Here is a 13,238-nt window from a genome sequence, read left to right on the forward strand (position 1 = left end):
GTCTTTGCTACCTCGAAGTCACTGTACCTGTTGAAGAAAACTGGACGAGTTCATCATGAACCCGAAAAACCACTGGATCACCGGCTTGAACTCCGGCACCAGCCTGGACGCCACCCACCAGTCGCTCTGGGAGAGGCTGGTGAAGGTATCCATGAAAAACAGCAGGGCGCTGACGATCAGCACCCCGCGAATGGCGCCAAAACAGACCCCGAGCACCCTGTCTGTGCCGGAAAGCCCGGTCTTTTCCACCAGCAGGCCCACCACGTAGTTCACCACGCTCCCCAGGATCAGGGTCGCCACGAACAGGGCGGCGATGGCCAGACCGTTGCGCACCATGGCATCGGAGAAAGAGGTGAAATAGACGGCGAGATCGGGATAGAAATGGCTGGCAATGAAAAAGGCGACGAACCAGGTGACCAGAGACATGGCCTCCTTGAGAAAGCCGCGCACCAGGCTGATGAGGGCGGAGAAACCGACGATGCCGATGATGGCGTAATCAATCCAGACCATAGAAAAAGATGTCCTGCGAAATTGCGGCGCAGTCTAACAAAAACGATTGCGCAATGCTTGATAAAATTGTGTTACAGGCCCGAAGGGAGCTATCCCTTCCCCTTGCGGCGGGTTTCCCGGGCCCAGAATGCACAACGCCATGGCATGCCATGGCGTTGTCGTCTGCAACGAGCGCTTACCCGATGTGGGTCAGGCCGCCCATGTAGGATTGCAGCGCAGCCGGGATGGCGATGCGGCCATCTGCCTGCTGGTAGTTCTCGAGCACGGCCACCAGGGTACGACCCACCGCCAGACCGGAACCATTCAGGGTGTGAATGAGCTGCGGCTTGCCGTCGATGCGCACGCGAGCCTGCATGCGGCGCGCCTGGAAGTCGGTGCAGTTGGAAACGGAGGAGATCTCGCGATAGGTGTTCTGGGCCGGCAGCCACACTTCCAGATCGTAGGTCTTGGCGGCGCAGAAGCCCATGTCACCGGTGGAAAGCGCCATCACGCGATACGGCAGCTCCAGCAGTTGCAGCACCTTCTCGGCGTGACCCACCATCTCTTCCAGGGCATCCCAGGATTTTTCCGGGTGCACCAGTTGCACCATCTCGACCTTGTCGAACTGGTGCATACGGATGAGGCCACGGGTATCACGACCGTAGGAGCCCGCTTCGGAGCGGAAGCAGGGGCTGTGGGCGGTCATCTTGATGGGCAGCTCCTGCTCGTCGAAGATCTCGTCACGGGCCATGTTGGTGAGCGGCACTTCGGAGGTCGGGATGAGGGAGAACTTGCGCACCTTGCCTTCGTCTTCCCCTTCCCCTTCGATGCCGGTATTGAAGAGATCCTGGGAGAACTTGGGCAGCTGGCCGGTGCCGTACAGGCTGTCCGGGTTGACCAGATAGGGCACGTAGCACTCGGTGTAGCCGTGCTGCAGGGTGTGCAGGTCCAGCATGAACTGGGCCAGGGCGCGGTGCAGACGGGCAATCTGGCCCTTCATGACCACGAAACGGGCGCCGGAGAGCTTGACGCCGTTCTTGAAGTCGACCCCCTTGGCCGCCTCACCCAGATCGATGTGATCGCGTACCGGGAAATCGAACTCACGCGGGGTACCCCAGCGGCGGACCTCCACGTTGTCGTTCTCGTCACGGCCCACCGGGGCGGTCTCGCTCGGCAGGTTGGGGATGGCGTCGGCGATCCCCTTGAGCTGGGCCAGCAGGGCCTCCAGCTCGACCTTGCTGGTCTCGAGCTCGTCGTTGATCTTGGTCACCTCGGCCTTGAGGGGGGCAACATCTTCACCACGACGGGCAGCCTCACCGATGGACTTGGAGCGGGCGTTGCGCTCGGCCTGCAGCTCCTGGGTGCGGGACTGCAGATCCTTGCGTTTCTCTTCCAGAACATTGACCGCCGCTACGTCCAGAACGTAGCCACGTGTCGCCAGACGAGCGGCAGCTTCGGTGATGTCGCTGCGCAGATATTTGGGATCCAGCATGGTTTACCTACTTTTTTTAATGGGATCTGGGCCCGGGTCATCGTGACCGGGTTGGGAAACAGATCCGGAAGTTAACATCGGTTGGCGCACCCCTTTGCCTTCGGAATCGGGCCTTCGAAATCAAGAAGATGGTGCAAGGCCAAGACAACCGGGGTCAGACGGGCAGTGTAGCAGACCGCCCCCCCGCCCGAACAGGGACTATTACGCCCGTTTTTGCCGGGCCCCCCTCCCCTGATGCCTTTGCCGTGCGCTTTCCGGGCAAGGGGCTTGAAGGTCTTTCCTATCGCTTGCGCGGGCTCTGCTTGTCCAGCTCGTGCAGATAGTCGAGCTTCTGGGCTATCTGCTTCTCAAGCCCCCGCTCGGTGGGTTGATAGTACTGCTTGCCGGCAAGCTCCGGGGGGAAGTACTGCTCGCCGGCGGCATAGGCCCCCGGCTCGTCGTGGGCGTAGCGATATTCGGCGCCGTAGCCCAGCTCGCTCATCAGCTTGGTCGGTGCATTGCGAAGGTGCGGTGGCACCTCGAAGTCCGGCAGGTTCTTGGCGTCGTGAAGCGCCGCCTTCCAGGCGGTGTAGACCGCATTGCTCTTGGGGGCACAGGCGAGGTAGACGATGGCCTGGGCGATGGCCCGCTCCCCTTCCGCCGGGCCGATGCGATGGAAGCAGTCCCAGGCCGAGAGCGCCACCTGCATGGCACGGGGATCGGCGTTGCCCACATCTTCCGAGGCAATGGCCAGCAAGCGGCGGGCGATGTAAAGGGGATCGCAGCCGGCGCTCACCATGCGGGCATACCAGTAGAGGGCCGCATCCGGTGCCGAGCCGCGAATGGACTTGTGCACCGCCGAGATGAGGTCGTAGAAGTGATCGCCGCCCTTGTCGAAACGGGCCACGTGCTCCCCCACCACGGCGGCGAGCAGGGTACTGTCGATCACCCGCGCCCCTGAGCTGTCGGCCTCGGCCATGTCGGCCAGGAGCTCCAGATAGTTCAGAGACTTGCGCCCGTCCCCGTCCACCGCTTTCGCCAGCGCCTCCTTGGCCCCGGGGGCAAAGCGCAGGCTAGGGTCATTGAGGCCGCGCGGGTCCTGCATCGCCTGATCGATCATGGCGAGGATGTCATGCTCCTCCAGCCTCTTGAGCAGATAGACCCGGGCCCGGGAGAGCAGCGCATTGTTGAGCTCGAACGAGGGGTTCTCGGTGGTGGCGCCGATGAAGGTGATGGTGCCGTCTTCGATGTGGGGCAGGAAGACATCCTGCTGGCTCTTGTTGAAGCGGTGGACTTCATCCACGAACAGGATGGTGCGCACCCCGCGCCACCCGTTCTCCTTCGCCTTGTCGAGGGCGGCGCGGATCTCCTTGATGCCGGAGGTGACCGCCGAGAGCCGCTCCACCTCCGCCTGGCAGTAGTGGGCAACCAGTTCTGCCAGCGTGGTCTTGCCGGTGCCGGGGGGGCCCCAGAGGATCATGGAGTGGCAGTGCCCCGCCAGGATCGCTTTTCGCAGGGGCTTGTCCGGCCCCAGGATATGCTGCTGGCCGATGTACTGCTCGAGGGTTTGCGGCCGCATCCGGGCCGCAAGCGGACGAAAGTCCGAGGAGAAATCCAGGGATAAATTGCTCATCTGCATTGACCTTGCATCTGACCGGTCATAAACAACGCCCGGTCAGACGATAACGCCGGTAACGGCTGGCTCATCAGCGCTGGTCGTCCAACTCGACCCCCTTCGGGATCTTGAAGACAAATTCGTTGCCCTTGAGCACCGGCTTGCGGTTGAAGCTGCTCAGGGTGAACTCGCTCCACTGGCCCTGGGCCTCTTTCACGTCGAAGCGACTGATGTTGTTCTGACGGTCGAAGGTGATGCGAAAGGAGGCGATCAGCTCGTCCTTGTTGCGGCTGGTGACGGTATAGACATCCCCTTCCTGGGTCACGTCATAGTTCTTCCAGAGGCTGTTGTCGTTGCCCGCGATGAGCACGAAGGGGGTGTTGAGCACCGCATCCTTCATCTTGAGAGCGGTGACCTGCTCGACGAAGGGGTCGTACACCCACACATCCTTGCCATCGGCCACGATCAGGCTCTCGTCCGGGGAGGTAGTGTGCCAGTTGAAGCGGTTGGGTCGCTGCACCAGCAGGGAGCCGCTCGCCTTTTGCAGCTCCTTGCCCTTGCTGTCATAAACGGTCTGGGCAAATGTCGCGGAGAAGACATTGACGGAGGAGAGCTTCTCCTTGAGATCGCTGGCCGCATCGGCCCACACCTGGCTGCTGGCAACCAGCAGAATGGAACCCATCAACAGTTGTTTTTTCATCAGGCTCTTCATAGGGAGGTTCTCGATAAAAGGCCACGCCCGCAAAGGGCATGGCCAGAATGATACAGGAGTTAGGCTTAGTCACGAACCGGCGGCGGTGCCAGCACGTCGCGCTGGCCGTTGCCACCCGGGGCGCTGACGATGCCCTGGTTTTCCATCTGCTCGATGAGACGGGCCGCCCGGTTGTAACCGATCTTGAACTTGCGCTGGACGCTGGAGGTGGAGCCACGGCGGGATTCCACCACGAAGGCCACCGCCTCGTCGAACAGGGGATCGAGCTCTTCATCGCCGCCCCCGCCGAAGTCGCCACCGCCGCCCTCGCCGTCCGACTCGCCGGAGAGGATCTCGTCGATGTAATCCGGCTCACCACGCAGTTTCCAGTCCGCCACCACCTTGTGTACCTCGTGGTCATCGACGAAGGCACCGTGGACACGGGTGGGGTTGGAGGTGCCGGCAGGCATGTAGAGCATGTCACCCATGCCGAGCAGGGATTCGGCGCCCCCCTGGTCCAGGATGGTGCGCGAATCGATCTTGCTCGACACCTGGAAGGAGATACGGGTCGGGATGTTGGCCTTGATGAGGCCGGTAATGACATCCACCGACGGACGCTGGGTCGCGAGGATAAGGTGAATACCGGCCGCCCGCGCCTTCTGGGCGATACGGGCGATAAGCTCCTCCACCTTCTTGCCGACGATCATCATCATGTCGGCAAACTCGTCCACCACCACCACGATGTGGGGCAGCTTTTCCAGCTCCGGCGGCATCTGATCCATGGAGTCGCCCGGACGCCACAGGGGGTCGACCAAGGGATCCCCCGCCTCGATGGCGGCCAGCACCTTGTCGTTGTACCCCTTGAGGTTGCGCACCCCGACCGCGGACATCAGCTTGTAGCGACGCTCCATCTCGCCTACGCACCAGCGCAGGGCGTTGGCGGCATCCTTCATGTCGGTGACCACCTCGGTCAGCAGATGCGGAATCCCTTCATAGACCGAGAGCTCCAGCATCTTGGGGTCGATCATGATGAAACGCAGATCCTCGGGGGAGGATTTGTAGAGCATGGAGATGATCATGGTGTTCACCCCCACCGACTTGCCCGAGCCCGTGGTACCCGCCACCAGCAGGTGGGGCATCTTGGCGAGGTTCACCACCACGGGTTCCCCCGCGATGTCCTGACCCAGCCCCATGGTGAGCGGATTGCGGCTGGCCGCGAACGCCTCGCAGTCCAGGGTCTCCCGCAGGTAGACGGTCTGGCGTACCCGGTTGGGCAGCTCGATCCCGACGAACGTCTTGCCCGGGATCACTTCCACCACCCGCACGCTGCTGGCAGAGAGAGAACGGGCGAGATCCCGGGAAAGATTGGTGATCTTGCTCGCCTTCATGCCCGGCGCCAGGTCCAGTTCGAAGCGGGTAATGACGGGACCGGGATAGACGCCCACCACCTTGGCCTGCACGTTGTAATCGGCGAGCTTCGCCTCCACCAGCCGGCCCATGCGCTCCAGCTCGTCCTTGCTCATCATCTGGGTCTTGGCGGGCGGCCTGTCCAGCAGATCGATGCTCGGCAAAGGGGCCAGACCGGGCTGGGGACGGCGCTTGGCTTTCACCGGAGCAGCGGCAACGGGAGCATCGGGTTCGTCATCCCCCTCCGCCCAGGGCAAGTCGAGGTCATCTTCTTCCTGGCGCACGGCGGGACGCGGACGGCCATTGGCCACGCGCTTGCCCTTGGCGGCAGGCGCCGGAGCCTCGTCCTCTTCGTCGTCAAACTGCGGATCGAACTGGAAGGTGTCTTCGTCAAGCTCCGGCAGCCATTCGTCAGCTTTTGTCTTTTGAGCGCGATTCTTCGCCTTGGGGTTGCGTGTCCAGCTGCTGTGGGGGTCTTCGTCATCCTCTTCCTGATCGAAGCTACCCACGCCCCCTTCCAGCAGGGGATCCGGCCCCTCATAGCGAGGCTGGCGCCAGCCACCGGTGAGCCAGCGGCCCAGAGTGGTGGGGAAATGGTAGATGGCGCTGACAGAGCCGGTGCAGGCGGCACCGATGCGCTCGACAATGGTGAGCCAGGACCAGCCGGTAAAGAGGGTGATGCCGGTCGCCACGAAGCAGAGCAGCATCAGGTTGGCCCCCACGCCGCCAAACAGCGGCACCACGGCGGAGGCGATCACATCCCCCACCAGGCCGCCGGCGGAAAAGTTCTGCAAGTCGTTGAAGTTCATGCTGGCGATGGCGGACATGCCAAGCACCGTCAGCACGAAGCCGATGATCCGTACCGACAGGGTGAGGTAATCCACTTCCAGCAGCTTGCTCGGGCGCCAGAACAGGCTCCAGCCAAGCAGCACCACCAGAGGGGGCACCAGATAGGAGAAGGCCCCGAAGGTAAACATGGTGATGTCGGCGAGCCAGGCACCGGCGCTGCCCGCGAGGTTTTTCACCTCCCCTTGCCAGGAGGTTTGCGACCAGCCGGGATCGGCGGGATGGTAGGTCAGCAGGGCAAGCAAAAGATAGGCAGCCATCAGGGTGATGGCGATCAAGACGGCCTCGAAGATCCGTTGTGTACCTGATAAAGGAGTAAACAGCTTTTTATCGGCCAAACTCCGGCTCCTTTGTGAAAACATGAATGCGGGGATAGGGGGCCTAGTATCCCTGAAAAGCCCACCGATTGTCAGCCAGTGCCTGAGGGCGGGCCTGAAACTCTCTATAAGAAGAAACGAGCGGACCGGCCGCTCGTTTCTGACTATCGTGACTCGTCATGGAACTTGCAAGTCACAGCACAACCCCGCTTATCGGGTGCTGATCACCAGACGACTGCTCTGTTTGACCTCTTCCATCACCACGTAGGTGCGGGTGTCGTTGACGCCCGGCAGACGCAGCAGGGTTTCACCCAGCAGGCGGCGGTAAGCGGACATGTCGCTGACGCGGGTCTTGAGCAGATAGTCGAAATCACCGGACACCAGATGGCACTCCTGGATCTCTTCGAGCACCTGAACAGCCTTGTTGAACTGCTCGAACACATCGGGGGCGCCACGATTGAGGGTAATTTCCACGAACACCAGCAGAGACGCGTCCAGATAATGAGGGTTCAGAATGGCGGCATATCCTTCGATATACCCTTGTCGCTCCAGGCGACGAACCCGTTCCAGACACGGTGTGGGACTCAGGCCAACTCGTTTGGACAACTCAACGTTCGAAATCCTGCCATCCTTTTGCAGTTCATTCAGAATGTTGCGGTCAATCCTGTCCAAATCCTTTAGCCGACTCTTAGCTTCCATCATTTAATTCCATCCTTTGGCTATTTTTTGGTAAGAATCACCAGTCATTTTATAATAATGGTCACAAATCCTGTCAATACCTGAATATACTAGGCGCAAATGTCGCTTAACATCTAGGCAACATAAACCACCAATCGATAGACGAGGGATAGCATGATTATCGGTGTACCTAAGGAAATAAAAAACCATGAATATCGCGTAGGCATGGTTCCGGCCAGTGTACGTGAACTGACAGCACGAAACCATACTGTTTTCGTCCAAAGCGGCGCAGGAAATGGCATTGGGTTCAGTGACGCAGATTATCTGGCTGCCGGAGCCGAGATCCTAGCCTCCGCTGCCGAAGTTTTCGCCAAGGCGGAGATGATCGTCAAGGTCAAGGAACCCCAGGCAGTGGAACGGGCCATGCTGCGTCCCGGCCAGACCCTCTTTACCTATCTGCATCTGGCGCCGGACCTGGCCCAGACCCAGGATCTCATCGACAGTGGTGCCGTCTGCATCGCCTATGAAACCGTCACAGACGGTCGTGGCGGTCTGCCCCTGCTGGCCCCCATGTCGGAAGTGGCCGGACGCATGTCTATTCAGGCCGGAGCCCAGGCACTGGAGAAATCCCGTGGCGGCAGCGGCGTGCTGCTCGGCGGTGTGCCCGGTGTGGAACCGGCCAAGGTGGTGATCATCGGTGGTGGTGTGGTGGGCTCCAACGCAGCCCGCATGGCCGTCGGCCTGCGTGCCGACGTCACCATCCTCGACAACAACGTCGATACCCTGCGCCGTCTCGACAGCGAGTTCCAAGGGGCTGCCAAGGTGGTCTACTCCAACCGCGAGACCCTGGAGCGCCATCTGCTGGCGGCGGACCTGGTCATCGGCGGCGTGCTGGTACCTGGCGCCACTGCGCCAAAACTTGTCAGCCGTGACCACATTGCTCGCATGAAACCCGGTGCAGCCATCGTGGACGTGGCCATCGACCAGGGCGGCTGTGTCGAGACCTCCCATGCCACCACCCATGAAGATCCCACCTTCATCGTCGACGAGGTGGTGCACTACTGCGTGGCCAACATGCCGGGTGCCGTGGCGCGGACCTCCACCGTGGCCCTGAACAACGCCACCCTCCCCTTCATCATCAAGCTGGCCGAACAGGGCTATCGCAACGCTCTGCTCGCCGATCCCCACCTGTTGCACGGCCTGAACGTGATGGCGGGCAAAATCACCTGCAAGGAGGTTGCCGTGGCCCACAACCTGGCTTACACGGATCCCCTGACCCTGCTGAACTGATCGCGTCCCTGCAAAGGGAGGTAGATGAGTGAAAATCCGCCCGCGATGGGCGGTTTTTTTATGCCTGCCATCCCCGGCTCACCCCTCTTGCTGGCGATTGCCCCAATCGATGCGCTGGCCTTTGACCACGGATCACGAATTACCTACAATCGCGCAAACTCATCACGTCTCGGAAATCACATCATGAGCCAAGTCACTCACAGCAAACTGCTGATCCTGGGATCCGGTCCGGCAGGTTACACTGCGGCCGTCTATGCCGCTCGCGCCAACCTCAATCCCCTGCTCATCACCGGCATGCAGCAAGGTGGTCAGCTGACCACCACCACCGAAGTGGAAAACTGGCCAGGGGACGCGGAAGGGCTGACCGGCCCGGCCCTGATGGAGCGCATGAAAGAGCATGCAGAGAAGTTCGATACCCGCATCCTCTTTGATCATATCAATGAAGTGACGCTGACCGAGCGTCCCTTCCGCCTCAAGGGGGACAACGGTGAATACACCTGCGATGCGCTGATCCTCGCCACCGGTGCCTCCGCCAAATATCTGGGTCTGCCCTCCGAAGAGGCTTTCAAGGGCCGCGGCGTCTCCGCCTGCGCCACCTGTGACGGCTTCTTCTACCGCAATCAGGAAGTGGCAGTGGTCGGCGGCGGCAACACCGCCGTGGAAGAGGCACTCTATCTGGCCAACATCGCCAAAAAGGTGCACCTCATCCATCGCCGCGACGAGTTCCGCGCCGAGAAGATCCTGATCAAGCGCCTCAACGACAAGGTCGAGAGCGGCAATATCGTCCTGCACACCCATCAGACCCTGGACGAAGTACTGGGTGACGACATGGGCGTCACCGGCGTGCGCCTGCGCAGCACCCGGGATGACACCACCTCCGAGCTGCCGCTGATGGGGGTCTTCATCGCCATCGGTCACCAGCCCAACACCCAGATCTTCGAAGGGCAGCTGGCGATGGAAAACGGCTATCTGAAAGTGCGTGGCGGACTGGAAGGGTTCGCAACCCAGACCAGCATCCCGGGCGTGTTCGCCGCCGGCGACGTGGCCGACCACGTCTACCGCCAGGCGATCACCTCCGCAGGGACCGGCTGCATGGCCGCCCTCGATGCTGAGCGATATCTGGACGCACAATAATCGGAAGGATATAAAGGGCATGCCAGTTGGCATGCCCTTTTTTATTGCAAGGAGCAGGATGAAACGAAAAATAATGATAGTGGAAGACAGCCTGACGGTACGCCGCATGCTGACCCAGGCCATTGCGCAGCAGACCGGGCTGGAAATCGACGCGTTCGATACCCTTGAAGGGGCTCGCGATTGCCATGGGGAAGATTATGTGGTCGCCCTGGTGGATCTCACCCTGCCGGACGCCCCCGGCGGAGAGGCTGTCAACGTGCTGAGGGAGCGTGGGCTGCCGGTGGTGATCCTGACGGCCGACATCAGCGAAGAGAAGCGGGAAGCCTGGCTGGAGGCCGGGGTGCTGGACTACGTGATGAAGGATTCACGTCACTCCCTGCAATATGCTGTCGGTCTGGTGCACCGCCTCTACCTCAACCAGGCCATCGAAGTCTTGGTGGTCGACGATTCACGCACCTCCCGTCACCGTACCGCGGCCCAGTTGCGCAAGCAGTTGTTGCAGGTGCACGAGGCCAATTCTGCCCGCGATGCGCTGGCGCAGCTCGAGCAGCACCCCGCCATTCGCCTGATGCTGGTGGACTACTATATGCCGGAGATCGACGGCATCAGCCTGGTGCGAATGCTGCGCGAGCGCTACAGCAAGCAGCAGCTCGCCATCATCGGCATCTCGGTATCGGACAAACACGGCCTCTCGGCACGCTACCTCAAGCAAGGGGCGAATGATTTTCTCAATCAGCCCTTTGAACCCGAGGAGCTGCAGTGCCGGGTCAGCCACAACCTGGAGGCCCTTGAGCAGTTCAACAACATCCAGGAATCGGCCAACCGAGACTACCTGACCGGACTTTACAACAGACGCTACTGGTTCAACGAGGGTCAAAAGTGGTTCGAGGAGCATCAGCGCCATCAGGCGCAGCTCTCCCTGTGCGTGCTCGATGTGGATCACTTCAAGCAGGTCAATGATCACTGGGGGCACGCCATCGGCGATCAGCTGCTCTGTCATCTGGCCAGGCTGCTCACCCAGTTCTTCCCGGATGCCATGATAGCCCGATTCGGTGGTGAAGAATTTGCCCTGATGGTGCCACACTGCCCCGTTCCCGTGCTGCTCAAGCGGCTGGAAGGGCTTCGTCTGCAAATGCGCCAGCAACCGCTGTCCCGGGAGATATCGCTCTTTGTACGCGCCAGTTTCGGCGTCATCAATGTCGGGCGGCTCTCCATGGACGAGGCGCTGAGCGAGGCAGATCGCCAGTTGTATCAGGCAAAGAATACCGGGCGAGACAAGATAGTCTGTCAGGACGTCTGAGCAAGCATCAGCAGAGACACTCCGTGTAGTACCGCCCGGCGCCCCTTGTGTGGCGGCCGCCGGGTCAATCCCTTCTTCACCGTTCAATAGGTCTTGTCGACCCGCACTCCATCGTTGAAATAGAGGATGCGTACCTTGTCGCCCTGCGCAAAGACCATGGCCGGATCGTAATCCTGGATCACGTTGATGAGCCCATTCTGCTCGTTGCGGATCAGCAGCTCCACCAGCTTGTTCTCCACCACGCTGCCCCCTGACTGAAACTGCTGCACCGCCGCCGCTCCCGCCAGTGCCCCGACCGCAGTGGCAATCTCCCGCCCGTGCCCACCGCCAAACTGGTTGCCGAGCAGCCCGCCAAGCACGGCCCCTCCCAGAGTTTTCCAGCCGGAATGCTCTGATTCCACCATCTGGCGCTGGGTGATGTTGCGCACCGCATCCACCTGGCCGAAGACCACCTGCTCCACCGGACGCGCCGTGTTGCGTTCATACACCGCACTCCAGGCCGGTGCCGTGACAAAGCCAAGCAAGCTGGATACTATCAGGATAATGGCCTTCATCTATGAACCTCTGCCTTATGTCTCGCTATCTTACCGAACTGGATGATGAGCTGTGCTGGTTTCCCTCCCCCAGCCATGCGCTGGAAGAGCCCAACGGGCTGCTCGCGATTGGGGGAGATCTCTCCCCCACTCGATTGCTGGCAGCTTACCACAGCGGGATCTTTCCGTGGAATGAACCCCATCAGCCACTGCTGTGGTGGTCACCGGATCCCAGGGGAGTCATCGTGCCCGAGGAACTCCACATCGGCCGCAGCCTGCAGAAGTGTTTGCGCCGCACCCCCTTCGAGATTTACATCAATCGCGCCTTTGATGACGTCATTGCAGCCTGCGCCGCCCCCCGTCGCACCGCCAGCGGCACCTGGATAAGTGCCCCCATGATCGACGCCTATCGGCGCCTTCATCGCCTCGGTCATGCCCACTCCATCGAGATCTGGCAGGATGATCAGTTGCAGGCAGGTCTCTATGGCCTCTCCCTGGGCCGACTCTTTTGTGGTGAATCCATGTTCAGCCGCATCGACAATGGCGCCAAACTGGCCATGGTGGCCCTCTGTCGCCACTTTGCAGGGCACGGCGGTGCCCTCATCGACTGCCAGATGCAAAACGACTTTCTGGCCACACTGGGCGTTCAGGAGTGGCCAAGGCAGCGCTTTCTGACCACCCTGGCCACCCTGACCCGGCAACCGTTGCAAGAGGGATGCTGGCAACCGAGGAGAATCAGCCTATGAGTGAAGAAGTGATCCTCAAGGTCGGGCTGACCCCCAGGCACCCGTGCAGCTACCTCGGTCACGAGCAGGAGCAGTTGCTGGTCCTGATGGACCATGAATTGCTCAACGCCGCCGGGTACGAACGGCTGCTGACGGCAGGATTCCGGCGCAGTGGCAACGACATCTATCGTCCTCACTGCCCCGCCTGCAGCGCCTGCCAATCCTTGCGCATACACAGTGAACGCTTCACCCCGAGCCGTGGGCAGAAACGCATCCGCCAGTTGAACCGAGATCTCGAACTCGTACTGAGCTATGACGACAAGCCCGAGTATTACCAGCTCTATGAACGCTATATCCGTGAACGTCATCGGGATGGCAGCATGTATCCACCGAGCCGGACCCAATACAAGGGATTCCTGCACTGCGACTGGATGCCCCCCCTCTATCTGGAGATGCGCAAGGAGGGACGCCTCATCGGCGTGGCCACCACGGACCTGCTTCCCCACTCTCTGAGCGCCATGTACACCTTCTTCGACCCCGACTATGCCGATCGGTCGCTCGGCACCTTCGCCATCCTGAGCCAGTTGGAACTGGCCAGACGTACCGGTCGTCAGTGGCTCTATCTGGGGTATCTGGTGGAGGAGTGCCGCAAGATGAATTACAAGCGCCAATACCTGCCCCATGAGCTGCTGGTACAGGGCGAATGGAAAAAAATCGACACCAAGCCCGAGTAAACTTTACA

The 13,238-nt window shown here is 60.9% G+C and carries 12 protein-coding genes; 5 read left to right on the forward strand and 7 right to left on the reverse strand.

The genetic code is table 11. The features are described 5' to 3' along the window. Positions 1-18: 18 nt before the first annotated feature. From AB5Y50_RS06695 to lrp, 6 genes are all read right to left on the reverse strand, one after another. Complete coding sequence (locus AB5Y50_RS06695) at positions 19-510, reverse strand: CvpA family protein (protein WP_010674522.1); 492 nt, start codon at positions 508-510, stop codon at positions 19-21. Positions 511-685: 175 nt separating this feature from the next. After that, positions 686-1,981 (reverse strand): serine--tRNA ligase, encoded by a 1,296-nt coding sequence (serS, locus tag AB5Y50_RS06700; RefSeq protein ID WP_010674521.1) that lies wholly within the window; start codon positions 1,979-1,981, stop codon positions 686-688. Between the two features lie 280 nt (positions 1,982-2,261). After that, the gene (locus AB5Y50_RS06705) at positions 2,262-3,599 is read right to left on the reverse strand and encodes a replication-associated recombination protein A (protein ID WP_041201597.1); all 1,338 of its coding nucleotides are present in this window, start codon (positions 3,597-3,599) and stop codon (positions 2,262-2,264) included. 67 nt (positions 3,600-3,666) lie between these two features. After that, positions 3,667-4,275 carry an outer membrane lipoprotein chaperone LolA gene (gene lolA / locus AB5Y50_RS06710; protein WP_039039163.1) on the reverse strand — a complete coding sequence of 203 codons (609 nt, stop codon included), beginning with the start codon at positions 4,273-4,275 and terminating at the stop codon, positions 3,667-3,669. 77 nt (positions 4,276-4,352) lie between these two features. After that, positions 4,353-6,857, reverse strand: coding sequence for a DNA translocase FtsK (locus AB5Y50_RS06715; protein ID WP_029314440.1), 2,505 nt, complete (start codon positions 6,855-6,857; stop codon positions 4,353-4,355). Between the two features lie 189 nt (positions 6,858-7,046). After that, positions 7,047-7,538 (reverse strand): leucine-responsive transcriptional regulator Lrp, encoded by a 492-nt coding sequence (gene lrp / locus AB5Y50_RS06720; protein ID WP_005300047.1) that lies wholly within the window; start codon positions 7,536-7,538, stop codon positions 7,047-7,049. A gap of 150 nt (positions 7,539-7,688) precedes the next feature. Between lrp and ald the strand changes: the two genes are divergently transcribed. The 3 genes from ald (at position 7,689) to AB5Y50_RS06735 (ending at position 11,238) form a co-directional block, all read left to right on the forward strand. Then, positions 7,689-8,804 (forward strand): alanine dehydrogenase, encoded by a 1,116-nt coding sequence (gene ald, locus AB5Y50_RS06725; protein WP_010674517.1) that lies wholly within the window; start codon positions 7,689-7,691, stop codon positions 8,802-8,804. Positions 8,805-8,987: 183 nt separating this feature from the next. Next, the gene (gene trxB / locus AB5Y50_RS06730; protein WP_010674516.1) at positions 8,988-9,938 is read left to right on the forward strand and encodes a thioredoxin-disulfide reductase; all 951 of its coding nucleotides are present in this window, start codon (positions 8,988-8,990) and stop codon (positions 9,936-9,938) included. 58 nt (positions 9,939-9,996) lie between these two features. Continuing rightward, positions 9,997-11,238: a diguanylate cyclase gene (locus AB5Y50_RS06735; RefSeq protein ID WP_029314438.1), complete on the forward strand. Its 1,242-nt coding sequence runs from the start codon at positions 9,997-9,999 to the stop codon at positions 11,236-11,238. Between the two features lie 83 nt (positions 11,239-11,321). Here the strand turns inward: AB5Y50_RS06735 and AB5Y50_RS06740 are convergent, their stop codons facing one another. After that, a complete protein-coding gene (locus AB5Y50_RS06740; RefSeq protein ID WP_010674514.1) occupies positions 11,322-11,792 on the reverse strand; it encodes a glycine zipper 2TM domain-containing protein in 471 nt (156 codons plus the stop codon). A gap of 17 nt (positions 11,793-11,809) precedes the next feature. Between AB5Y50_RS06740 and aat the strand changes: the two genes are divergently transcribed. Both aat and AB5Y50_RS06750 read left to right on the forward strand, forming a co-directional pair. Continuing rightward, positions 11,810-12,517 carry a leucyl/phenylalanyl-tRNA--protein transferase gene (aat, locus tag AB5Y50_RS06745; RefSeq protein ID WP_029314435.1) on the forward strand — a complete coding sequence of 236 codons (708 nt, stop codon included), beginning with the start codon at positions 11,810-11,812 and terminating at the stop codon, positions 12,515-12,517. Then, complete coding sequence (locus tag AB5Y50_RS06750; protein WP_010674512.1) at positions 12,514-13,230, forward strand: arginyltransferase; 717 nt, start codon at positions 12,514-12,516, stop codon at positions 13,228-13,230. The genes aat and AB5Y50_RS06750 overlap by 4 nt, the downstream gene beginning before the upstream one ends. Positions 13,231-13,238 lie beyond the last annotated feature (8 nt).

The organism is Aeromonas sp. s6 (assembly GCF_040907815.1).
Classification (GTDB): domain Bacteria; phylum Pseudomonadota; class Gammaproteobacteria; order Enterobacterales; family Aeromonadaceae; genus Aeromonas; species Aeromonas caviae.